Source organism: Formosa undariae (genome assembly GCF_042427615.1).
GTDB lineage: Bacteria > Bacteroidota > Bacteroidia > Flavobacteriales > Flavobacteriaceae > Formosa > Formosa undariae.
Genome location: NZ_JBHMEZ010000001.1, coordinates 606,272 through 631,333 on the forward strand (window position 1 = coordinate 606,272; position 25,062 = coordinate 631,333).

The following is a 25,062-nucleotide window of genomic DNA, read 5'->3' on the forward strand; positions in this document are numbered from 1 at the left end:
AATTTGAATAATTAAATTCATAGGAAACATCATTTCATATTCATAAACTTTAACATAAATAATCTTATACTTTAAGATTTACTTTTTTTGAATTAAAACTATCTATAATTGGAACTATTAAAAGGAAAAGTAGATTAACACTAGGCTCATAAAGTAAGGCACTAGAAAAAAAGGAGAGGGAAAAGATAATAAAAACGAAAAATATATTAAAACAATCCTTAAAATTGAGATTTATAAAATTATAATAAATTTTTGTAATAACGAATATCCCAACAATTCCTAGAAAAAAATATAAATCTATAAAATCCATTCCTGAAAGGAATCTATAGTCCCGAAAATTACCACCACCACATATATAATTAAAAAAACTCCAATGTGGTCTTATATAATTTTCAACCGTATCTATTAACTTATCTGTTCGAGAAGACGTTAAACTCGAGAAAAAACCATCTCTTTTGTAGTAAAAATAAAAAACATTGATGGTTTGCTCGAAATATCCAACGATTTTCCGATAAAACAAAATAAATATCAACATAGACAAACTCCCGATTAATACTAAATATTTTAATTTTTTCTTTTCAAAAAACAAGTGATAAATCAAAATAATTGGAAAAAACAAAAAAATCTTTTTTGTCCCAACTAATAAAGATGCTATAATTACTACGAATAATTTTGACGCAGTAAGTAATTCAAACTTCATTAATAAACTTCTATAATAGAATAAAATTAGAATTATAAAATAATAACTAATCTGTCCACTTTTACTAAATAAACCATTAAACCCCATTCTATCTCCATAATAATAAGTCCTAAACAAGGAAAAATTTGTAAAAAACCCATAAAAAATCAAAATAATATTGAATAAAAATATGATTTCAAATAGTTTAAATAAGTGTTTAATTAAATCTATATTTTTCAATAATGGATTGAAAACAATCAAGATGATTGGGAAGAATAAGTATTTTATTAAAAATTCAAAATTCAAAATCAGATTGTCTACGATATCAATCCCTTGTAAGGCAAACTGTCCAAAGAAAAATGAAATCACTAGTATCACTAAATAATTTAATAATTTTCGCACTTCCTCTTGGTTCAAGTAACTTTTAATGTTAAATGCAAAAAAGAGACAAAAAAGAACTAAACATATAATTTTTGAAAGTGTTGTATATTTTGTGAATTCCCAATTAAAATAGAAAGCGAATTTTCTAAATGCATCTCCTATATAAAACAATACGATGGTTAGAATAAACAAATAGTAATTCTTATACTCTAATGGAGTATATTTTCTCTTCTCTAACTTAACTTGCATAAATTCCAATTTAATTTTTCTGTGAACCTCGTCTCACTTTTAAATCCCAAATTAGAGGTAAAAAAAAGGAAAAGAATACTATCCCTTTATTAAGTTCTAATATTGTTTCTGTTGCTGAAACTCCCAATAAAATAAAAATTAAATAAACCCCATAAAAATTCTTAGAAGCGAAAAAAGTAAATAAAGAAAATATTAATAAAAAAGGATAGTAAAGTCCTAAGAGAACTCCATATTTCAATAACTCTTCTAAATATTGATTATGTGGATTAAAAACCTTATTATAATTAGCCATCATATATAATAATGGTCCATAATCTTTTTTCCTATAAACTTCACTAAGCTTAAATTGAACCTCTTTGGAAGAGCCGTACCCTATATATGGTTTATCTATAATAAGCTCTTTACAGCTATTCCAAATTAAAATTCTAACACCTCTACCACCCCATACTTTTTCTATATTATAATTATTATTATAATTAATTGTTTCTAAAAATCTTTTCTTAATAGGAGGTGCTTGCAATATAATAATTGTAACCAAAATAAAACCACCAAAAAGAGATATAGCAACTCGTCTTAAATGTGGATAATTATAAATAGAATATATAAATAAAAATATTATGGCTAAAAAAGCCAATATCCAAACAATTCTAGCCGATAATAATAAAATATAAACTAAAATAATCACAGTAGTTACTACAGTAATTAGCTTTCGTTTATACCCTTTAATTGAATTAAAATAGAAAATAGAATAACCAATAGAAAACAGCAAATACATACTTAAATAAGTAGCGTGCATGTTCACATGCATAGAAAATTTATGATTAATTAACTCTGATAAATTGTTTGTAATAATAAACTCGTAAAGGCTTAATAAAAAGCAATACGAAGCTATAATAAAACCAAAATAAAAGAAAATTTTAAATATCTTCCTTACAGAAATCCCATATTGCTTAATTAAAAATATCGCACATGGAATTATTAGGAAAGATAATTTTTTTTCTAAATCATTAGTAACTCCTTTTACAGGAATATCATATAAAAAACCGATAAAAATCATTAGGTAAAAAGCAAAGAATAACCTCACATTCCTTTCTTGTAAAATTCTCTTCCAATTCGCTTTATTGCTATTAATACCCACAAATAAAACCATTAAAATAGTTAAAATATTTGTAAATATCATTGGAAGATAAATTACGATTGGAAATAGATAAAATAAATATACCCCACTTAAAAGGGTCTTATTATTTAGATATTTTAAAATCAATGTGTTCATTTTATCGTTGTATCTGAAATAACTTGTTTTTTATCAAAAATATCCTTTAAGGTTAGTAACTCAAAAATTATGATCACTGAAAAATATTCATACCAGTAATCTAATATGAAATAACCGAGAAGTATTACTAACATAAACTTTGAATAAGTTAAACTATTCCTATTTTTTATAAAAAAATTAATGTACAAAAAGAAATAAAGACATAAACCAATTAAACCATATTCCCCTATAATTTTATTATAAAAAGAAAAGGGTTGGTTCGCTGTATTATTAATATTATCCCAAGGGTTTCCGAAATCATGATTCCATATCCCTAAATGATATTTCACAAATTCTGGAGAGGCGTAACTCCACTTTTCTGGATACCAATTCACATAATCTCCCGAAGTTATAAAGGCTGCCCTTGAAGAAAAATTACCACCACCTGATCCAAATATGAAAGATTTAACAGAACCACTCCAATAGTCTCCAGTTTGCCAAAAAGATTTTATTTTATAGGGAGTATTATCATCATTTTCAATAATTCTATTAATATACCTTGAAGCATACGTAACATTTGTTGGTGAAATCTGTTTAAATAAAAACAAGAAACCAAATCCAAATAATAGCAGTAGAACTTTATATTTAATTTTAATTTTTGAAAAGAAATAAACACTAACTAGAAGAAGTCCCAAAAAAATAACTAAACCACTCATATAGGTTGTCATTAACAAAGTAATGATTGCCATAAATGCTTTTTTCCACTCCTTGCGCATAAAATACATTAATGAAAAAAAAGACATTATTAACATATTTACAGAAGAATTACTATAAATAGATTTAATAAAATCTCCTGCAGAATTAGTTACTCCGTAAGGGTTTATATTTTGAAACTGAAAAACAATTTCAAAATATTGGATAATAACAACAATAATATTAAAGTAAAAGAAAACACTTATTGTTTTATCGACCTTTAAAGCATCATTCCTCTTAAAAAAGAAACCTATTTGGGATAAACAAAGAAAACTAATTAACCAAAAACACAAAACCAGTATATAACTTGGTAAATAAGAAATAGTATTAAATATTAAATAAAAAAAGCCATAAACTAGATGGAATAATATGATAAAGAAATAAAATAAATTTAAGGAGTTTATTCTTAAAACTGATTTAAATCGTAATATGAAGATGAAGACTAATCCAATAATTTTTAATGGAAGATTACCTTGAACAATCAAAATTAAAAATATTAAAAAAGGAAAATCTATTGATTTTATATTGATTTTCATGGCTATTCCAATCATTATTAATCTTCTTATTGATTACACTCAAATGGATAGACTGGTAAAGTTTTCGATAAAGTTGATTTATTACTACCAATAAATAGTTTATAGTCTGTATTATCTATAAAAACTTTTGAATAAACTTTAAAGTAATCATGCATAGTAACGCCGCCCCTACTATTCATTAAATCTTTATCAACTGTAGGATGCACCTTATTAGTAAACTCCTTAACATTATTAAAATGTAATGTTCGTAATTTATTTATTTTATCATAGCTATCTGTATGTCCGTAAACACTGGTCTTAATTTTAGAATCTGTAAAATAATCTCCATTATTTAAATCAATTCCCAACATTACAATTTTTTTATACCCTAGCGCTTGAGCGAACATTACAGCACAACCTATATGGCTATTATGATGTACGAGATCATTCAATTTTAAATTATTTTTTGAGAATAAATGTTCAAAATAAGCCTCTAACACTTCAGGATATATCGTTGGAAGTAAATGAGGTGTATGTACATAAAGCCTCTCTTTATGATTATATTTTTTTAAATTAAATTTACTTTTAATTACATGTTTATATTGAAAAAACATATCTACATCTTTATACCTTTTTTGTGTTTGTTCACAAAAAAAGTCTTGCATCTCTGTCAGAGGAATCATTTCCATTAAATGATAATCTGGAATTATGGGATGAACAAATGAATAATTCAGTCCAATAATATTATTCTCTTCTATTTCTTTCCAATCTTCATTTGTCAAGTCATTAATAGATTCTCCACTTCCTAAAATAAAAACAGTATCAGATTTTTTCTTTTTATCGACATAGCTGCTTACATCTTTAAATCCTTTTAACATAGAGTGAAGCTGGAAAAATTTTGATTTTATTTCTGATTCAGCATACAATGACAAGTATTCTTTACTCTTAATAGTTGTAAAGATCTTAGGATTTTTCTTCTCAAAACGACTAGAGAAAAGCTGACCTATATATTTAAAAATAGTTTCTATCATTTCATTCTTTTTATTAATGCCATACTTCGTTTCAATGTAAACACTAAAAACACAATCGTTAATAACATTTTTATTAGATAATGAGCATCTTTAGCAAAATAACATAAAAACAATAGAAAACAAGTGTACAAAACCCATCTTTCAGGATAAAATTCATGGTTATATAATTTCTTAAATTTAGTGATATAAAAACCCGAGTATCCTATAAATAAAAAAGCAAAAAAGGTAGTAATTACTGCTATTTCAAATCCATAAATCGGAATTAAGATAATATTTAAAACAATATTTAATAAACCCGCAATAAAAGAAATTTTCCAAAACTCCTTAGTTCTTTCAAAATAGTAAAAAACTGTCGCCATAGCTGTATACATAGGTTTGTACGCGTAAGACATTGTTAGAATTACACCTATCTTATAAGAACTTCTCAGATCCTCATTTTTTACCATTATTTCAAAAATCTCTTTAAGCCAAAGTGCGAGTACAAAAGAAACAAAAATCACGACATAACTTTCTAAAAAAATTATATTTCTGAGGTAATCTGTATTCGAATTTTTCTTAAAATCCTTTATTAAAAGTGGTGTAGAAGCCTGATGAATACTCTCAGAAAACACTCTCGCGTACCCCGCAAATTTATATGAAAAATCATATAGACCTATATTAGATGTGCTTACCCCGAGATTTAACATTACTAATCTATCTGAAAAATCTAATAAAAAAAAAGCACTTGTATGCGGAACTAATGGCAATGATATTTTTAAATATTTCTTCATTACCTTCCTCCTAAATAGAAAATTTGGGACTAATTTTAATTTTATCCAGATCGGATAAATAAAAGAAAGAAACATTAATGTTTCTGAAATAAAAAAACTCCAAATCCAACCTAAATAACCAAGCCTTAAGAAAACTATTAAGTAATAACTGATACCTAAGTTTATTACACCTGAGATCAGAGCTCTTAGGCCTATCTGAATAGGCTTCTCTGCCAATTGGTAATACTTTTGTGAAATAATCTGAAGTGAAGAATAGAAAAATATAGGGATTGTGGTTAATAAAATTATGGTCCAAATGTTATCATCGGCTTCATTGGGTAGAATTGCAAGCAATAATAATACGGTAATTACACCTAATATAATAGACCAACAGAAGATAAACCCCTGAACTTCATTCCAAATGACTTTATAACCTCGACCATGTGAATGGTGTATAAAAATATTCATTAAAATAACATCTAATCCCAATGTTTTAATTACCGTAATACCTGTAACTAATGAAAGTACAATTCCATATATTCCATAGTCAACTTTCGTTAAATACGGCGTGATAAATGGCAACAAAAAGAACCCCATCAATATTGGCAGCTTTGGTAATACAGCATAAATGATAGAATGATTGACTATTTTTTTTATCAAACCTAAATTATAAATTAAATTCTTTAAATGTATTTATATAATTATGATCTTCCTTTAGCAAGTCATTATTATAGCCATAAAATTTAATACTATTAGCATCTGCTGCCTCATAATCATTTATAGAATCCCCAATTAAACACGACTCTTGTTCAGAATAATTATATTCAGCTAATAAACGTTTAACGAGTGTGTTTTTTGGAGTAGGAGAACCATGAATAGTTAGAAAATAAGTTGAAATTCCTAATTCATCACATAAAAACATTAACTCATTTTGGTCCGAACCAGAAACGATATGAAAATTATAGTTTTTATACTGACTTTTGATAAAATTTAAACTATCTAAAATCAGATTTTTTGGATTGATTAATTCTTTGCGCATAATTTCTGAAAAACTATTCGCATAAACCTCAACCTCATTATTTGATATTGATTTATTTAGAATCACTTCATAAAAATATCGAATTTTCACATAGCGAGATAGTCCTCCATTTAGTCTATGATAAGTAATTAAACTCTTTACATCCGATTCTTTAAACGATTTAAAAATTTCTTTAAATCCAAAATCACGAACCTCCATAGAGTCTAAGATTACTCCATCGAAATCCCAAAGTATATTTTTAATCATAATTCATTTAAAGTTTTATAAATCATTTCTCCTAATTTAAAATCTTGTGGCCAGTCAATATCGAACGAAGCATAGCCTTCACTTTCAAACATAAAAGGTTTCTTACCTATTCTATCACCATAGATATTATAGTTTTCTACAGCATTTAAGAAGATTCCACTATTTATTTCAAACAATTCTGATATGGTTTGTGTTCTTGGCCATTTTTCAACTTCTCTATCATAATTAATACTCCCCTCTTTATTCCATAAAAAAGACTGAATTTTATTAACTGACATTAGACTATCGTATTTGGAAGTTTCAATTTCCTTTAGATATGTAGAAATAGCTTGATCATAAACTTTATTCGTTAAGAACGGAGACGTTACATGCGTCCATAACACATGACCTTCTTTAATAATACTCGGCACATAGTTAATAAGCTCGTCTGTACTAGTTGCTGATGTAGCGAGGTGTTCTGGTCTTCTATCAATAATAATATTTTTATCGATACTTTTTGCTATATCAATAACCTCTTGATCGTTAGTTGATACAACAATACGATCGATTAATCTAGCTTGTAAAAGTTGGTTTAGTTTTACTTCAAGTAATCCGCCTTTAATTCCCGAAAACATCTTTGTGTTTTTTCCCGGAACCCTTTCGCTTCCTGCTCTACATGGTAAAAATGCTGTAATCATTATATAATACTATAAATTGATGTTACTTTTAGTTTCTTATATTTAGTTGGCGTAATAGATAGGATACTGACGTCTTTAATTTTTAGCGCATCATTAATAATATTCTGATTTTCTTGAGCTAAAACAAATTGTGTATTATCTATAGCCGTATCGTAACCATCGAAGCCTGCTAAAAAGATGTTTTTAATGCCTAAATCTAAAGCTATTTGAATTCCGATTACTAAGGGAGAATCGGATGATGCATTAGTAAAATTGATAGTTTCTAATTCTACTGAAAGCGTTTTTATTTTATCAGGTATAATCGTTCCCATGTGTCTAGGAAAAGGAGGATAAACACAAGTCTCTTTGAGCTTAGAAAAATCTTCTCCTATAGTTTTTAACAACTTTTCACTTTCAAATCCGACTAAAGCAAAATATTGCTTGTTAGAGACATCTAAATACGTACAGGCATTACGTGCTCCTGCATGAATTAAACAAAGCTTAGAATGATTCGCTGCTAGCTTTTGAATAGCAATACTATGTGATTTAGCAGATGGGCCACCCCCTAAAATTATAGCTGTATCAAAATCTTCTTTTCCCTCTAAGAGCGGTAACTTAATATTATCCTGTATAGCCTCTTTCTGGTTATTTAGTGCATTTACAATATTACCAATAGGATATCTGTTCATACCTACCCATTCCATAACTTGTTTTTGTGGTAATGAAAATGCACCTGAAAACATATACGGTAAATTGGTGCCCCATTTATATTTATTCTTCAGTAATTCGAAGTCATTTACAACAGCACTTAACTTTGTGAAATCAAAATTTAATATATTCTTAGAATTTAGATAAGTTAAAAGTAATTCTGTTCTTAAATTACCAGCTCCTCTTCCCATTCCCGTAATGGTACCGTCCACCAAAACACAATCATTTTCTACAGCGGTTAAGGTATTTATTAATGCCATCTCTAAATTATCATGCCCATGAAATCCTAATGGTACATTTGTCTTAGATTTTACTAATTCAATAATTTCTTTAACATCCTCGGGTAAAACACCTCCAAAAGAATCTACCATATAAAAGTAATCGATGGTATCTTCTAAACCTTCTAATAAATCTAAGAAAGTAGAATTCTCTTTCCAATTAGACATATACATGACGTTAAAAGCAACATCGAACCCCATTGCTTTAACTCCTTTTGCTAAAATAATTGCACGTTCAAAATTTTTAGGATCAATCGCCATTCTAACCATAGAAATATAAGGTTTACATGGCTCTAACAAATCATTTAAATGCTCAGGACGTATATTTTTTTCATCTAAAATTATAACTAATTTTTTGGATGGCATAAAAGACTTTAAACGTTTCATCACGTATTCCGGGCAGTAAAAATACTCCCCTAAATAACCATCTAAAGATATACTTCTATACCCTATCTCGACATACTCAATTGGGAGGACCTCCATGGCTTTACAGTAATCCTCAACAAGATCCTTATTAAAATCCCAGTTTGTGTAATATCCACCATCTCTTAAAGTACAATCTAATATTCTGAATTTACTTGACATTTTCTTATTTAAAAAAATTAGAAATTATATTATTAATATTTAAAACTAACGATAGGAGACTATTATGATCCATCAATAGAAATTCTAGCCTAAATATTATTTAATTCTTTGCGTTATTAAATTCATTGAATCATTATAATAACCTTTTACAATAGCTTTTATTGTAAAAAAACAAAGGATAAGCAAAAATAGCTTATCCTTTGTTAATTTTCTATGTAAGAATTGATATTTATTATACTATACAATCATTCCTGCTGCAACTGTTTCATTTGTAGAATCGTCTACTAAAACAATACTTCCTGTCATTCTATTTTCTCTATAAGAATCTATCATTAAAGGCTTAGTTGTTCTAATCTTAACTTTTGCAATGTCATTCATATTGAGTGCATCGTCACCTTCAACACGGTTTAACGATTCAATATCTATTTTATAAACAACTTCCTTAATCATTGCTTTCTGATCGTTAGACGTATGTTTAATAGTATATTTTGTACGCGGTTTTGCTCCTGTACTATTTAACCAACATAACATCACTTCGATGTCTTGAGATGCCTCAGGTTTGTTATTAGAACGCACTATCATATCTCCTCTTCCAATATCAATATCATCTTCTAATTGAATAGATACTGATTGTGGCGCAAATGCTTCAGATAATTCCTGATCGTTTAAATTTATTCCCTTTATTTTAGAAGTAAATCCAGAAGGCATTACCGTAATCTCATCTCCAACACGTAATACACCACTAGCTACACGCCCTGCATAACCACGGTAATCTCTGTGCGAATCGCTTTGTGGTCTAAGTACCGTTTGTACAGGAAAACGTGCATCAACCTTATTAACATCGCTACTAATATGCATTGTTTCTAACATGTATAACATAGGAGAACCTTGATACCAAGGCATATTCTCTGAACGGTTTACAACATTATCTCCATCTAATGCACTCATAGGGATAAATCGAACATCCTTAATTAGCATTTTAGATGAAATCTGCTCAAATTGAGATACAATAGTATTGAATACCTCTTCAGAATAATCTACAAGATCCATTTTATTAACACACACAATAACATGAGGTATGTTTAATAAAGAAGCAATGAACGCGTGACGCTTCGTTTGCTCAATAACACCGTGTCTGGCGTCTATCAATATAGTTGCTACGTTTGCTGTTGAAGCTCCTGTAACCATATTTCTAGTATATTGAATATGTCCTGGAGTATCCGCAATGATAAATTTACGCTTTGGTGTTGTAAAATATCTATATGCAACGTCTATTGTTATTCCTTGCTCACGTTCGTCTTTTAATCCGTCTGTAAACAACGCTAAATCGACACCTGCGTGACCTTTTTTCTTACTTGTATTTTCTATAGCTTGTAACTGATCCTCAAAAATAGATTTTGAATCGTATAGTAAGCGACCAATTAAGGTACTTTTTCCGTCATCTACACTCCCTGCTGTTGTAAATCTTAATAATTGGTTATTATCTAACATATCTACGTATTCTAAAATTATTATTTGTTGATTTAAAAGTATCCTTGACGTTTTCTGTCTTCCATTGCAGATTCCGAACGCTTATCGTCACTTCTGTTACCACGCTCTGTTTGACGCATTCCGGCAACTTCATCTGCGATTTTCGCTAAAGTATCAGCATCAGATTCAATACCACCTGTTATAGTAATATCTCCTAATGTTCTAAATCGTATTTTCTTTGTAACGACTTCTTCATGATCTTCTAAAACTAAAAACTCCGAATTAGGAATCCATGTATCTTGTCTCCAAACTACTTCACGATCATGTGCATAATACAATGATGGAATAGCGATATTTTCACGTTTTATATAATTCCAAACGTCCATTTCTGTCCAGTTACTTATCGGGAACGCTCTAAAGTGTTCTCCTTCAAAATATTTACCGTTTAAAATGTTCCATAATTCTGGTCGTTGGTTTTTTGGATCCCATTGTCCGAAATCATCTCTATGAGAAAAGAAACGTTCTTTAGCTCTCGCTTTTTCTTCGTCACGACGTCCACCTCCAATTGCACAATCGACTTTATTAGATTCAATAGCATCTAAAAGTGTTGTGATTTGAAGCGAATTACGTGTTGCATTTTTACCTTTTTCTTCAGCAACTCTTCCGTCATCAATAGACTCCTGAACAGAACCTACAATTAAGTTCACACCTAATTCTTTAATAATATCATCTCTAAACTGAATTGTTTCAGGGAAATTGTGCCCTGTATCAACGTGCATTAAAGGGAAAGGAATTTTTGAAGGATAAAAGGCCTTTTTAGCTAAATGTGTTAAAACAATAGAATCTTTACCTCCAGAAAATAAAATTACTGGATTTTCAAATTGAGCCCATACTTCTCTTAAGATATAGATGGCTTCACTCTCTAATTCATCTAAATAATTTAAATAATACTTTTTGCTATTCATTACTCAATAATTTTAATTTAGGTAATATATATTCTACTACTTGGTTAGCTGCGTCTTCAACAGACATGTTTTCTGTTTTTATCTCAATATCTGGAGCTACAGGAGCTTCGTATGGTGCCGAAATTCCTGTCATGTTTTTAATTTCTCCCGCTCTTGCTTTTTTGTAAAGTCCTTTTGTGTCTCGACGCTCACATTCTTCTACACTAGTATTTACGTAAATTTCAATAAAATTATCCCCCTTAACAATAGACTTGATATTTAATCTATCTTTTTTATAGGGAGACACAAAAGCTGCTAAAGTTACAACACCAGCATCAATCATAAGATTTGAAACCTCAGCAATACGCCGTATATTTTCTGTACGATCTTCAGGAGAAAATGTTAGATCGTTGTTGATCCCTTTACGGATATTATCACCATCTAACGTATATGTTTTAATTCCTTGTTGAAATAATTTCTGTTCAACTACATTTGCTATTGTTGATTTTCCAGAACCTGAAAGTCCTGTAAACCAAATCAAAAATGAATTATGCTGATTATATTTTTGTCTGTCTTTTCGAGAGATCTGATAATCGTGAGCTATAATATTCTCTTTCATTATTCTTAATTATGACGTTTATCTTTATCCAGTCCAAAATTAATTTTATACCAAGCTTTTTCATGCAAATAGTATAAAATCATCTTTGTAAGCACTTCAGCACCTCCAACTTTTAATCCAATCAATGGGTCTCCAGAAATTAACCAAGCTAAAGTCATTGTATCCATTGTTCCAACTATACGCCAAGTAATGGTTTTAAAAATATGCCTTTTATTACTCTCCGCCATATCGACTTTAAACCATACACGCTCGTGTAAATAGTACAAAATCATTTTAGTTGTAATTTCTGCAACTCCAATTTTTAATCCAGTTAACGGATCTCCAGATATTAACCAAGAGAGCAAAATCGTATCTAAAGTACCTACTAATCTCCAAGTAATAGCCTTTGCTATATGTCTTTTATGTGAAGTGTCTTTCATTTTCTTAACAAGTAAACACTATGCGTTTACAAAGACAAAAGTAAACATTTTTTCAAGAAAAACAATTATCCTATGGGTTTACTAGGAAATAAGGATTTAATAAGTTCGCTTTATTGTATAATAACGAACTATTAGTTTCTTTGGAAATGACTTCAACCCCAACAGCATTACAAATTGCTTGACCCGCAGCAGTGTCCCACTCCATAGTTGGAGCAAATCTTGGATACACATCGGCGTTACCTTCTGCTACCAAACAAAATTTTAATGAACTTCCCTTCGAGACAATTTCTACCTCTCTGCCATTACCCTTTAAAGTTTCAACAAAATCTAAGGTATCTTGACTCATGTGAGAGCGACTTCCCACAACTTGTACAGGATTAGAATTAGCATTTTTAGGGTATAATGCTTTAGCATGTTCTAGAATATATTCTAGAGATGTGTTATGGTCTTCTAATACTACTTTAAACCCTTCTTTATTAGCAACATCGGCGTAATACAATGTTTTAACAGCAGGGACATAAATAACACCTAAAACAGGTTTTCCTTCTGTAACAAGAGCTATATTAACAGTAAACTCACCGTTGCGTTTTATAAATTCTTTAGTTCCATCTACTGGATCCACAATCCAACATGTATTCCAGGTTTTTCGAACTTCATAATCAGTTTGTTTATTCTCTTCACTTATAATTGGAATTTCTGTAGAAATTAAAAATGAATTGATAACATCATTAGCCTTTTTATCAGCTTCTGTTAGCGGTGACTTATCATCTTTTAACTCCACATTAAAAGCGGTATCATACACTTGCATAATAACATCTCCTGCTTTTAAGGACGCCTGAATAGCAGTTTTTAGATTTGCATTCATTTATAAATTTTTAATAGCTTGTTTTAAACTAACTCTCCAATGCGGAATTTCAATATTCAAAGCTTCTTTTATCTTTGATTTATCCATAACACTAAATTGCGGACGTGCCGCAGGTGTTGGATACGCTTCTGTATTAATTGGGAATACTTTTGTTTTTGTATCTGCAATTTCGAAAATAGCATCTGCAAAATCGTACCAACTTGCTACCCCTTCATTACTGTAATGATATAAACCATAATTAGTCGAATTATCATTTATAATCTTCAACATTACAGCGGCTAAATCAGTAGCGTACGTAGGCGTTCCAATTTGGTCTGCAACCACACTTAATTCAGGTCTTGTTTCTGCCAAACGCAACATGGTTTTCATGAAGTTATTAGCATGTTCTGAATATAACCAAGATGTTCGTAAAATAAAATAAGCATCCAGGTTTTCTTGAATAGCTTGTTCTCCTTCCAACTTTGTTAATCCGTAAATCCCTAAAGGTTCTGCAATATCTGTTTCAGAATATAAAGAAGAAGATTTTCCATCGAATACAAAATCTGTAGATACATGAATTAGTTTCACATTATTATCCTTACAAGCAATTGCTAAATGTTTAGCGCCATCTTTATTGACTTTTCGCGCTAAATCCACATCCGATTCCGATTTATCTACAGCCGTATATGCTGCACAATTAATACACCAATCGATAGTGTTATTTTGAAAAAAATCAGCAACATGTTGCTGATTTGTAATATCTAAATCTTCTGAATCTGTATAAATAAACTGTAGGTTATTTTGGTCTTTAGCAACATCCTTAATACAGGCTGCTAATTGTCCGTTTCCCCCGGTAACTAAAACTTTCATTATAATTTTGCGTTTTCAAATGAAGAAGAAATAGTATCTTTTTCAGAAATTAACATTTCACTTTCGTCAATTTGCCAGTCAATATTTAAAGACTTATCGTTGTAAATAATACTCCCTTCTGAAGCTTTATTATAAAAATTATCACACTTATAAGAAAATATAGCTGTTTCACTTAAAACAACAAATCCATGAGCGAAACCACGCGGCACAAATAATTGTTTTTTATTCTCTTCGGATAAATTCACTGCAACATGTTGTCCGAATGTTGGAGAATCTTTTCTTATATCTACAGCAACGTCTAGAACTTCACCTTTAACTACGCGTACTAATTTCGCTTGCGCATGCTCCCCTAGTTGATAATGTAATCCTCTTAAAACACCACGAGACGAAAACGATTCATTATCTTGAACAAACGTTACGTCTAAATTTGTTAATTTCTTAAACGTTTCAGCATTATAAGACTCTAAAAAATAGCCTCTTTTATCTCCGAAAACTTGAGGTTCGATTATGAAACAATCTTTTAATTTAGTTTCTGTAACAGTCATTATTTTTTATTTAGTAATCCTAATAAATTCCTACCATAACCACTCTTTAATAAAGGTTGTGCTAAGGCTTCAAATTGTTCTGCAGTAATATAACCCATTTCATATGCTGCTGCTTCAATAGAACCAATTTTTAAACCTTGGCGCTCTTCTAAAACCTCAACAAATTGAGACGCTTGCATAAGTGATTGGAACGTACCTGTATCTAACCAAGCTGTTCCTCTATCAAGAATACTCACTTTAAGATTTCCTTGTTCCAAGTACACCTTGTTAACATCTGTAATTTCTAATTCACCTCTGTGACTTGGTGCAATATTTTTAGCAATCTCTACTACTGAATTATCGTAAAAATAAATACCAGGAACCGCATAATTCGATTTTGGATGTTCAGGCTTTTCTTCAATAGAAATAGCTTGTCCATTTTCATCAAAATCTACTACCCCATAACGTTCTGGATCATGCACACGGTAGGCATAAATTATTCCGCCATCAGGATCGTTATTCGCCTGTAATAATTTCCCTAAACCAGTTCCATAAAAAATGTTATCTCCTAAAATTAAGGCCACTTTATCATCTCCAATAAAATCTGATCCAATAATAAAAGCTTCAGCTAAACCATTAGGTTCTTCTTGTACTGCATATTCGAATTTACATCCGAACTTTTTTCCATCACCCAGTAAATCTTTAAACAATGGTAAATCCTTGGGCGTTGAAATGATTAATACCTCATTAATACCCGCATACATTAATGTTGACAACGGATAATAAATCATAGGTTTATCGTAAATTGGCATTAATTGCTTACTTACAGATAATGTTAAAGGGTGTAATCGTGTTCCTGATCCTCCTGCTAGAATAATTCCTTTCATCTTAGTTTTTGTATTTATTGATATACCACTCTATTGTTTTCTTAATACCGGTTTCAAAATTTTCATCGGCTTTCCAACCTAATTCATTTTCTAATTTTGTAGCATCAATTGCATAGCGGAAATCATGTCCTGCACGGTCTTTTACAAATGTAATCTGATCGGCATAAGGCTTATCTTTTGGATATATTCCATCTAAAATACCGCAAATAGTATTTACAATATACATGTTATCACGTTCGTTTCTTCCTCCAATATTGTAAGTTTCACCGAACTTTCCTTCAGCGTAAACTAAAGCAATCCCCTTACAGTGATCTAAAACATACAACCAGTCACGAATATTTTTACCATCTCCATAAATTGGAATATCCTCTCCTGATAATGCTTTTCTTATAATAGTTGGAATTAACTTTTCGTCGTGTTGTTTAGGTCCGTAGTTGTTAGAACAGTTTGTTGTTAAAACATTCATTCCGTAGGTATGGAAATAACTTCTAACCACAAAGTCAGAAGAAGCTTTAGAAGCACTATATGGACTGTTAGGCGCATAAGGTGTAGATTCTAAAAACAAACCTGTTTCTCCTAAAGTACCGTAAACCTCGTCTGTAGAAATATGGTGGAATTTATTATTCTCACATCCTTCTTTAAATTCGAAAGGTCCATTCATCCAATGTTTTTTAGCAACATCGATTAAATTAAATGTTCCAAAAATATTCGTCTGCATAAAAGCATCAGGATTTTTAATAGAATTATCTACATGCGATTCTGCAGCAAAATGTATTACTCCAGAAAATTTGTATTTATCGAATAATTCTTCAATTAAATTACGATCACAAATATCGCCTTCAACAAAAGTATAATTTGAATTACCTTCTACTTCAGATACGTTCGTTAAATCTCCAGCATAAGTTAATTTATCTAAGTTTACAAGATGAATATCTTTGTTCTCTTCCAAAAAATAAGGAACAAAATTAGAGCCAATAAACCCTGCTCCTCCGGTTACTAAAATTGAAGTTTTACCCTTCATAATTCTTTATAAATTTAATGATTTTTGATGATGCAAAAACTAAATACATAACTATAAAAGCTAGTATTGGTAATATGAGCATAGATTTCTTTTGAATTTTCGACACTTTATTACCTACCGTTTGAAACCCAGAAACAGTATCGAAAAGAACATCTTCTTCAAGCTGTTCTCTTTCAAGTCTAACCAACTGATTTCTTAACTCTATTTCTTTATTAAACAATTCAAATTCTTTGGTTACCGATTTATCTTTTTCGAAAGACAACCCATCTCCTATCGTCATGCCTTTTCTCGATTGCGATTTTGATTCTGCTTCTAAAACGGAAATATAAACTTTTTGTAATGAATCTATTTTATCTAAAGATGAATTTATACTCGTTTTTTCAATGAAATATAATTTATCCCGTTTATCCATCAATGTTTGAGAATATTTATTCTCAATTGACGTGTTTAAACCATTTTCCAAAGCTTTAAAAATATTATTTTGAAGCGCCTCTACTTTGATTTCAAATATTTTGGAAGAATATATATCCCTACCTCCTATGTACCTCTCGTAAGTATAATTACTTGCCGTAGCAGAATCCGTAGATTGTAAAAACTCTTCATATTCCAAGACTAAATCAGTCTCAGTTTCGGGCCCTTGAACCACTTGTATTGACTGAATCTTTTGAGCTTGTTCTACATCTATTTTAAAGATATTTGCAATATCACTATAGTTACTATCATCTAATAAAGTATTAAAATACTTGACATTATTTATTAGTGGAAATTTAGAGTCATAATATGGTTTTACCAACATACTAGAACTATAAACTATAGGTTTGGTTTTATCTAAATAAAAGCCAATAACAGCAAAAACAACAACTACAATCAGTATAATTTTTGCATATTTTACAACAGGCTTTAAAAGGTAAATAAACCCTTTAAAAATAGCCTTAAAGATTGACCCAATAAATTTAAAGAAATTAGAAAACCCTTTACCTATATAGTTAAACAAGACTATTAAATCGACTTCATCGTTTGAAGCTTGTTGTTTTCGTGGCAGATTAGAATTCTCTGGTAAGTTTGTGTTCATTTAAATTAGTTAAATATTTGTTTTAATATGGTTCTAGTAATCAAATAGGTTGGTTTTACTCCTGATGTTCCTAAACCTCCTGAAGCTAAAGTACCTCCTGTTTCTAACGGATTGTCACTTGCGTAATATGCATATCTCACTTTTACATCTGGAGAAATATTACCTCTAACCTTAGAAGCAGATTGAATGGCTTTCTGGTAATGCGCACCTTCCATTTCTAATCCAATAACATTCCATGTCGAATTATAAAAGAATTTTAAAATGTCTTTATTTTGAAGCGATGTTCCTAAAACAGTAATCATTGTGCCTTCCGAAACTCCAATTCCATGTCCTTCTAAATCCGATTTACTTAACTCGTTATTAAGCGGATAATTATCTGCAGTCCCTTCAAAAATATGAGCAGAAGGAATCATAATATCTCCTTTTCCGCCTTCTAAAATTCCAGCTTTTCCCATTATAGAAAGCGATTCCACATTTAAGTGTACTTTCTTACCTTCTATTTTATAAGGTTTTAAAAGTTCGTCTATAGTTTCGTAAGCTTGCTCTCCGAATGCGTAATCCATAACTAAAAGCACTGGCTTTTCTTCTTGTAATTTCGCTTGGTTTGCATCGATATCAATTTTTGAAAAATCTATTTTAGAGGTATCAAAAATCTGAACATCAATATTTGTTCCTGAGCTATCTTCAATAAAAATCATTCCTCGTTGCAACGCTTCTTTATTTACTTTATTGCGAAGCGACTTATTATCTTTATGACTTATAGCCTCATACACTTCAAAAACATCCTTTTTTGAAACTAAGGTTTTTAAAGCATTTGGAGCAAAAAGCGTGTTCATTACACTGTGCATATTTGCACTAATAACATGTATAGGACGATTTAATAGCTTGTTTTTATAAAGGACCTGTTTAATGTTGTTCGCCCAAATTTCACCATGAATATGATGGCCTAAGCGTTCTCGTAACATCGGACTAAAACTAACGGTTCGTTTATCGTTATTTATAACCTCTTCTATAGCTAATTTCCCTAACCAATACACAATATGTAACAGGCGTTCAGGACGGTTTGGAGCGGAAAACTGACTATAAATATCAGTGATTTCGTTAAAAGTTCTGCCTAAAATATTCGCGGTATACGTTATTGCTATTTCTCGATCTTGTTGAGATAATTCTTCGTTTGCAAGAACTACTTTTTCTAATTTAATCCAGTCTCTTGTTGTCGTACCCTCATCATCAATAATGACGCGTTTACTAATTTTATGAGACTCTATAAATAGAAAAGTAAGGTGTGTAAGGATATCGTAAATTTCTGATCGTCCGCGAGTGATTTCAATATTCATCTGATCATCATCAATACGGTAACAATTACGACGACGTTTAGGCGGAATTATCGCTTTAAAATGAGAATTAGCGTAACCTTCGTCGCTTGTTAGATTAATATAACGACACTCTTCAATACCTATAGGTAGTCTATCAATAATATAAAGTAATCCATCTAATTCGGCCTTTTCGTCGCCAACAGAGCCATAAATTTCTGGTCTTAAAAGCAATAAAGCCTCTCTTAACGTTTCACCAGAAATGCCCATTGGTTTGTAAAATCCACGATTAAACAGATGTCTCATCGTAATATACATGCGCTCTATCGCACCTGAACTCTCTTGAGCCCGTGTTCTTTCATGATGTTTTTTATTACTCATACAAATATTTTGCATGTAAATATACTACTATTTAGTTACTTTTAAAGCATATAGCGTATCTGCAATTTTTCGGTCGTTAGATAATCTAGGTATTTTATTTTGACCTCCTAATTTCCCAATAGATTTCATATAATCCTGAAATCCATCTTTTTTAATCAAAGTAATTTTTAAAGGCTGAAGCACTTTTCCAATAATTAAATCGTAATAATAACTGTTTTGGTTTTGAAGCGATTGGTCTAAACGATTTATTAATTCGGCAAGATCTTCCGGTTCGTTTTCAAATTCTACAAACCACTCATGGAATGGCAAACCTGATTCCGGACTAATTTGTGGCGCAACAGTAAATTCAGAAATACGAATAGCTGTATCTTCGGTAGCTTCTTTCATCGCATGCTCTACTTCTTTACCAATAACATGTTCTCCAAAGGCTGAAATAAAATGTTTTATTCTCCCAGTAACTATAACGCGATACGGCTTTAAGGACGTAAAAGCTACAGTATCTCCTATATTATAGGCCCACAAACCTGCTGTAGTCGAAATTATCATAACATAATTTACATCCAACTCAACATCTTTAATTGTGAGTCGCTTTGGGTTCTCTTCAAAAAACGTATCTGCTTTTATAAACTCATAAAAAATCCCCGAATTTAATTGAAGCAACATCCCCTTTTCACCTTGCTTATCTTGATAAGCAAAGAAACCTTCACTCGCGGGGTACAATTCGATACTATCTACTTTTCGACCGATTAATTTTTCAAATTTAGCACGATAAGGTTCGAAATTTACGCCTCCAAAAATGAATAAATTGAAATTCTTAAATATATCGCCAACGGGTTTTCCTGTTTTTTCTTGAAGTTTCTCAAAATACATTTGCACCCAAGATGGAATTCCTGAAATTATAGTCATATCCTCCGGAAGAGTTTCCTCTACAATAGCATCTACTTTCGTTTCCCAGTCTTCAATACAATTTGTTTCCCAACTTGGCAACCTATTTTTCTGAAGATATTTAGGCACAAAATGAGCAACAATTCCTGATAAACGTCCAAGATTTACACCGTTTTTCTTTTCTAAAATCGGACTCCCTTGAAGAAATATCATTTTCCCATCAACAAAACTAGAGTTACCCGTTTCGTTTATATACAATAAAATAGCATTTCTAGCAGCCTCGATATGTGTAGGCATGCTCTCCTTAGTAATCGGTATGTATTTAGCTCCAGAAGTGGTCCCTGATGTTTTAGCAAAATACAAGGGCTTACCTTTCCAAAGTATATTCTCTTCTCCTGCGACAACTTTTAAAACGTAAGGTTTTAAATCTTCGTAATCACGAACAGGAACGTGTTTCACAAAATCTTCAAAAGTTTTTATATTTTGAAAATTATGGTCTTTTCCAAATTCAGTAGAAGCAGCTTCTGAAATTAAATTTTGAAATACATTTTCCTGAGTCTCCACAGGGTTATTAGCCCATTTCTGAACAGAATTATAGATATACTTCGAAAATGGTTTTGCTAATAATGCTTTTATAGAAATCATGGTTTAAAATCGATAAAATTAATTGGATTAATAGGATATCCATCACTCCACAATTCAAAATGTAAATGAGGACCTGTAGTAAATTCACCTGAATCACCTGCTGTTGCAATAACTTCTCCCGCCTTAACTAAATCGCCTTGACCCTTAGTTAAAGACGCATTGTGTTTGTAAACTGAAATTAACCCATAACTATGTTCTAAAATAAGAACAAAGCCTGTTTGCGACGTCCATTCTGCGAAAATAACACGACCATCGGCAGTGGCTTTTATAGGTGTGTCTTTTGCCACAACAATATCTACGGCGAAATGCTTATCTTTAACACTATACGGCTCACTTATTTCTCCGCTTACGGGTGGAAATAAAACGAAATTTGCAGCCGTAGTTGCCGAATCGAAAAGATTGTATTTATCTTCTTTATCTACTTTTTCTCTTAATAAAGAATCGGCTCTTGTCGGGTTTAAATCCACTTGGCTTGCTTCATATTTAGTCGCCGCAATAATAGAATCTTTATTAATATTAGGAGTCGAAACATCGCCTTCTAAAACTTTCTTAATAGACGCATAAAATTGTTCGTTGTCATGCAATACTTGCTGTATCGAATCTGTTCTAAAATGTAATTCGGTGGCGGACTTTTTTAATACTGAAGAAGAATATCCTGGGATATATTCTCGTAACGGCGTATAGGCTATTAAAAGCGTTGTTGCTGTAATTAAAAAGATCGTTAATAACGAGAGTACAACAAATACATTTAATCGATTAAGTTTAAACGATAAACGCTCTTCAAAAGTGTCTTCGTTTAAAATAACAAGGCGATACTTATGCAGTAACTTACGTGTTATTTTTTTCTTTTTAGTTTTCTTTTGATTCATCTTAAAAACAAAATTAAAGAATTTAATTGCACGAAACCTTTATGTTTTCCTAAAATTCTTATATTAACATTAATATTAAACTATAATTATTACCTTTGTTTTTTAAACATAAAAGAATATGATTTCTCAAGGAATATTTTTAATGATTGGAGCTCCTCAAATAATCTTAATTGTAGTAATTGTTTTATTACTTTTTGGAGGTAAAAAAATACCTGAACTTATGCGCGGCTTAGGAAGCGGTATTAAGGAATTTAAAGATGCCTCGAAAGAAGAAGAAAGCCAAGATGAAGGCTTTAAAAAAAGTAAAAAAGAATAATACATTCAGTATACAAAAAAAGCCAACAATTACTTGTTGGCTTTTTTTGTGTCTTATTTTTTAAAGCAATTAATCGAATTTTATAGATTTCATAATCGCATCCAATTCGAAAACATAATCACGTTTTTCTACTGAAGGTGCAAACGTAAACCCTTCGATAACAAGTAATCTATTGTTTGCCTTATCTTCAATAATATAGTTTATAAAAGGCCCGGACATAAAAGCATTTTTCACATCCCAAATTCCTTTAGTTTCAATAACAGGTTTATCGTCTATAGTTGTATGAAATAAATAAGGAGCATATGCTTTTTCTGTAATCATAAATGTACCCTCTGTAGGACCAGGGATATGAACTTTCCCAATAGAATCTCTAATCTTTATAACCTGTTGCACTAAACTATCGTTTTGAGTTACCGCATTTAATGGTAATTCGTATAACATTATGTTTTGTGTACCTGTCGTTATATCTTTTCTTAACCAGAAAAAATTCTTGTCTTTTTTCGCAATTCTATATGCTGTAGGAAGATCTATTTTAACACCTAAAGCCTTTTCAATAGTATCGATTTTAAGTAAAGACAATTTAATTCTGCGTTGTTTTTCTTTTATTTCTTGACTTTTAAAAGCTTCTATAATTTTAGGAGCATTAGATTTTAATTGCTCTATAACCTCTTCTTCTGTTTTACCTGAAACAACCACAACTTTTTGAGGAATAGCATATATATTTTTACCGAATTTTACGGAAGATGCTTTATTTGGACCAACTTCAACTCTTAATACCGTTCTGTTTTTTGTAACAAACCCACTAAACACTTGAGTAGGAATCTGACTTAAAGAAAATAATGGTTCGTCTTGAGGTAGTCCATCTACGGGAGCCGCCATAATCTCTCTAATACCTTCACCAACCTTACCTTGCCATAAATCGTTATCGACAACAACAGATAAATTATTCAAATTTCCAGAAGATTCTGACAATAATTTTTGGTTGCCTTTTTTATCTCCTTTACAGCTACTAAGAACTAAAAGTGCAGATACAAAAAATAGAATTTTACGCATAATGTTTAGTTTTTTAAGAATTATTAGCCCTTAGATATCTTTAAGGACATTCCTGGTTTTAAACGACTACCGCTAATATCGTTCCATTCTTTAATATTTTCTACAGAAATTCCAGAATATTTTTGAGCTATGCTCCACAATGAATCTCCTTTTTTAACAATATAAGTGTTTTCGACAGATTTATTTGCAGATGCTGTAGATGTCGTACTAGGCGTTGCTCCTGAATTTCTTGGGTAAATTGTTAACCGCTGACCAATACTTAAATTATTACTTCTAAGTCCGTTCCATTGTTTAATCTGACTAACACGAACACTGTAATTTCTAGCAATTTTACCTAAATAATCTCCTGAGCGTACAGTATATCTTGTCTTCGTTTCCGAATCGACAAACTGAGGTAAGGGCTTTTCTCTCTTGTCGAATTCTGCTTTAGCATAAGCATAAATCTCTTCTTCATTAGCCACAAAAGGTCCAATAGCTCGCACTGGCAAACGTAACGTATAAGTTTCATCTTTAATAAACGGAATCACATCCAATTTATAAGCCGGATTTAAAAACTGAAGCTCTTCAATTTTAACTCCTGTAAGCTCTGAAACCTGGTCTAAAGTTATCATTTGTTTCACGTGAAGCGTATCGGTTTCAATATATGCAAATTCAGGTCTTATCCTAGAAAATCCAAGTTCTTCAGCATATTCAAAAATATACATCGTCGCTAAAAAAGCAGGTAAATATCCAGCCGTTTCACGAGGTAAGTAGTTTCTAATATTCCAGTAATTTTCATAACCACCAGAACGTCTGATTGCTTTAGTCACGTTTCCTGGTCCAGAATTATATGCCGCTAAGGCCAAATCCCAATCGCCAAAAACACTATATAATTTAGAGAGGTATTTAGCGGCTGCTTCGGTAGATTTTAAAGGATCGCTACGTTCGTCTACATAACTACTAACATCCAACCCATAATACTTTCCTGTTGGGTACATAAATTGCCATAAACCCGTTGCACCAACTCTAGATTTAGCTCTGGGTTTTAAAGCTGATTCTACAATCGATAAATACTTTATTTCTAAAGGCAAGTCGTAGTTGTCTAATTCTCTCTCGAACATCGGGAAATAATACTCACTTAATGCCATTAGCTTTTGAAGTGAATTTCTACGACGCTTTAAATACGATTTAATTACACTTTCTAAACCTGGATTGTACTCCACATTGAAAGGTGTTTTTGCGTCTAATTCTAATAACCTTTTTTTAAGGGTATCGGTATTTAGTTCTGGATAATCAACAGCATCGTAGGTAAGTTCTGTAACCGATTCGTAAATAGAATCGTAAAGTGAATTACTGTATAATTCGTCTAACCATAATTGGTCGACTTTTGCAGAGTATTTATGATCTCTAAGATTCTCAAGACTTAAAGAATCTATAGCAGGCTTAATGGCTTGCTTGTAGTAGGTTTGCCCATCTATAATCGTATCGACTACATGGTCTTCTCCAGATCGCAACTTATCTTCGGTCACGAGCTCTGTTACAGCCTTAACAACTAAAGTATCTTGTTTTAGATCGTTTACAATTAAAGTAATTTGCCCTTTAGGAGATAGCGTATCTCGCTGTATTGTGGTTGTTGTTTGGGAACCCCGACTTACTTTTAATGTCAGGGAATCTTGAGCATAAAAACAAGTAATATGTAAACATGCAATAAAAAATAAATACGAATTTAGTCGGTGCTTCATCAATAAAACCATTAGTTGGATATAACGTCGAGCCGGCTAAATTCGTATTTTTATACTGAAAAAGGAAACTATAAGTTATAAAACTGTA

At 31.0% G+C, this 25,062-nt stretch carries 24 protein-coding genes; 1 reads left to right on the forward strand and 23 read right to left on the reverse strand.

Annotated elements, in window-relative coordinates; translation table 11 throughout:
* Window positions 1–64 precede the first annotated feature (64 nt).
* From ACFFVB_RS02695 to ACFFVB_RS02795, 21 genes are all read right to left on the reverse strand, one after another.
* The gene (locus tag ACFFVB_RS02695; RefSeq protein ID WP_382380898.1) at window positions 65–1,309 is read right to left on the reverse strand and encodes a hypothetical protein; all 1,245 of its coding nucleotides are present in this window, start codon (window positions 1,307–1,309) and stop codon (window positions 65–67) included.
* Between the two features lie 10 nt (window positions 1,310–1,319).
* Complete coding sequence (locus ACFFVB_RS02700; protein WP_382380900.1) at window positions 1,320–2,489, reverse strand: O-antigen ligase family protein; 1,170 nt, start codon at window positions 2,487–2,489, stop codon at window positions 1,320–1,322.
* A gap of 89 nt (window positions 2,490–2,578) precedes the next feature.
* A complete protein-coding gene (locus tag ACFFVB_RS02705) occupies window positions 2,579–3,865 on the reverse strand; it encodes a hypothetical protein (protein ID WP_382380901.1) in 1,287 nt (428 codons plus the stop codon).
* An 11-nt stretch (window positions 3,866–3,876) separates the two neighbouring features.
* Window positions 3,877–4,860 carry a hypothetical protein gene (locus tag ACFFVB_RS02710; RefSeq protein WP_382380903.1) on the reverse strand — a complete coding sequence of 328 codons (984 nt, stop codon included), beginning with the start codon at window positions 4,858–4,860 and terminating at the stop codon, window positions 3,877–3,879.
* Window positions 4,857–6,269, reverse strand: coding sequence for an oligosaccharide flippase family protein (locus tag ACFFVB_RS02715; protein WP_382380905.1), 1,413 nt, complete (start codon window positions 6,267–6,269; stop codon window positions 4,857–4,859). Before ACFFVB_RS02715 ends, ACFFVB_RS02710 begins: the two co-directional genes overlap by 4 nt.
* 7 nt (window positions 6,270–6,276) lie before the next feature.
* The gene (locus ACFFVB_RS02720; protein ID WP_382380909.1) at window positions 6,277–6,894 is read right to left on the reverse strand and encodes an HAD family hydrolase; all 618 of its coding nucleotides are present in this window, start codon (window positions 6,892–6,894) and stop codon (window positions 6,277–6,279) included.
* On the reverse strand, window positions 6,891–7,571 hold the full coding sequence (locus tag ACFFVB_RS02725) for an acylneuraminate cytidylyltransferase family protein (protein WP_382380911.1): 681 nt from the start codon (window positions 7,569–7,571) through the stop codon (window positions 6,891–6,893). Before ACFFVB_RS02725 ends, ACFFVB_RS02720 begins: the two co-directional genes overlap by 4 nt.
* Window positions 7,571–9,121: a hydroxymethylglutaryl-CoA lyase-like TIM-barrel protein gene (locus tag ACFFVB_RS02730; RefSeq protein WP_382380914.1), complete on the reverse strand. Its 1,551-nt coding sequence runs from the start codon at window positions 9,119–9,121 to the stop codon at window positions 7,571–7,573. The genes ACFFVB_RS02725 and ACFFVB_RS02730 overlap by 1 nt, the downstream gene beginning before the upstream one ends.
* A gap of 237 nt (window positions 9,122–9,358) precedes the next feature.
* Window positions 9,359–10,612, reverse strand: coding sequence for a sulfate adenylyltransferase subunit 1 (locus ACFFVB_RS02735; RefSeq protein WP_382380916.1), 1,254 nt, complete (start codon window positions 10,610–10,612; stop codon window positions 9,359–9,361).
* Window positions 10,613–10,644: 32 nt separating this feature from the next.
* Complete coding sequence (cysD, locus tag ACFFVB_RS02740; RefSeq protein ID WP_382380918.1) at window positions 10,645–11,556, reverse strand: sulfate adenylyltransferase subunit CysD; 912 nt, start codon at window positions 11,554–11,556, stop codon at window positions 10,645–10,647.
* The gene (cysC, locus tag ACFFVB_RS02745) at window positions 11,549–12,154 is read right to left on the reverse strand and encodes an adenylyl-sulfate kinase (RefSeq protein WP_382380920.1); all 606 of its coding nucleotides are present in this window, start codon (window positions 12,152–12,154) and stop codon (window positions 11,549–11,551) included. Before cysC ends, cysD begins: the two co-directional genes overlap by 8 nt.
* Window positions 12,155–12,159: 5 nt before the next feature.
* Complete coding sequence (locus ACFFVB_RS02750; protein WP_382380922.1) at window positions 12,160–12,573, reverse strand: DUF2061 domain-containing protein; 414 nt, start codon at window positions 12,571–12,573, stop codon at window positions 12,160–12,162.
* 70 nt (window positions 12,574–12,643) lie between these two features.
* Window positions 12,644–13,438: a 3'(2'),5'-bisphosphate nucleotidase CysQ gene (gene cysQ / locus ACFFVB_RS02755; protein ID WP_382380924.1), complete on the reverse strand. Its 795-nt coding sequence runs from the start codon at window positions 13,436–13,438 to the stop codon at window positions 12,644–12,646.
* A complete protein-coding gene (gene rfbD, locus ACFFVB_RS02760) occupies window positions 13,439–14,287 on the reverse strand; it encodes a dTDP-4-dehydrorhamnose reductase (RefSeq protein ID WP_382380926.1) in 849 nt (282 codons plus the stop codon).
* Window positions 14,287–14,832, reverse strand: coding sequence for a dTDP-4-dehydrorhamnose 3,5-epimerase (rfbC, locus tag ACFFVB_RS02765; protein ID WP_382380928.1), 546 nt, complete (start codon window positions 14,830–14,832; stop codon window positions 14,287–14,289). The genes rfbD and rfbC overlap by 1 nt, the downstream gene beginning before the upstream one ends.
* Window positions 14,832–15,698: a glucose-1-phosphate thymidylyltransferase RfbA gene (gene rfbA / locus ACFFVB_RS02770; RefSeq protein WP_382380930.1), complete on the reverse strand. Its 867-nt coding sequence runs from the start codon at window positions 15,696–15,698 to the stop codon at window positions 14,832–14,834. The genes rfbC and rfbA overlap by 1 nt, the downstream gene beginning before the upstream one ends.
* Before the next feature lies 1 nt (window position 15,699).
* Complete coding sequence (gene rfbB / locus ACFFVB_RS02775) at window positions 15,700–16,719, reverse strand: dTDP-glucose 4,6-dehydratase (protein ID WP_382380932.1); 1,020 nt, start codon at window positions 16,717–16,719, stop codon at window positions 15,700–15,702.
* Window positions 16,709–17,791, reverse strand: coding sequence for a hypothetical protein (locus ACFFVB_RS02780; protein WP_382380934.1), 1,083 nt, complete (start codon window positions 17,789–17,791; stop codon window positions 16,709–16,711). The genes rfbB and ACFFVB_RS02780 overlap by 11 nt, the downstream gene beginning before the upstream one ends.
* Window positions 17,792–17,796: 5 nt before the next feature.
* Window positions 17,797–19,485 (reverse strand): DUF6909 family protein, encoded by a 1,689-nt coding sequence (locus tag ACFFVB_RS02785; RefSeq protein ID WP_382380936.1) that lies wholly within the window; start codon window positions 19,483–19,485, stop codon window positions 17,797–17,799.
* Between the two features lie 27 nt (window positions 19,486–19,512).
* Window positions 19,513–21,015 (reverse strand): GH3 auxin-responsive promoter family protein, encoded by a 1,503-nt coding sequence (locus tag ACFFVB_RS02790; RefSeq protein ID WP_382380938.1) that lies wholly within the window; start codon window positions 21,013–21,015, stop codon window positions 19,513–19,515.
* Complete coding sequence (locus ACFFVB_RS02795) at window positions 21,012–21,884, reverse strand: M23 family metallopeptidase (RefSeq protein ID WP_382380940.1); 873 nt, start codon at window positions 21,882–21,884, stop codon at window positions 21,012–21,014. Before ACFFVB_RS02795 ends, ACFFVB_RS02790 begins: the two co-directional genes overlap by 4 nt.
* A gap of 118 nt (window positions 21,885–22,002) precedes the next feature.
* Here ACFFVB_RS02795 and tatA point away from each other — a divergent pair, with 118 nt between their 5' ends.
* Window positions 22,003–22,200 (forward strand): twin-arginine translocase TatA/TatE family subunit, encoded by a 198-nt coding sequence (gene tatA, locus ACFFVB_RS02800; protein WP_382380942.1) that lies wholly within the window; start codon window positions 22,003–22,005, stop codon window positions 22,198–22,200.
* A 69-nt stretch (window positions 22,201–22,269) separates the two neighbouring features.
* Here tatA and ACFFVB_RS02805 read toward each other — a convergent pair whose 3' ends face one another.
* Window positions 22,270–23,253 (reverse strand): DUF4837 family protein, encoded by a 984-nt coding sequence (locus ACFFVB_RS02805; protein ID WP_382380944.1) that lies wholly within the window; start codon window positions 23,251–23,253, stop codon window positions 22,270–22,272.
* A 23-nt stretch (window positions 23,254–23,276) separates the two neighbouring features.
* Window positions 23,277–24,974 (reverse strand): lytic transglycosylase domain-containing protein, encoded by a 1,698-nt coding sequence (locus ACFFVB_RS02810; protein WP_382380946.1) that lies wholly within the window; start codon window positions 24,972–24,974, stop codon window positions 23,277–23,279.
* Window positions 24,975–25,062 lie beyond the last annotated feature (88 nt).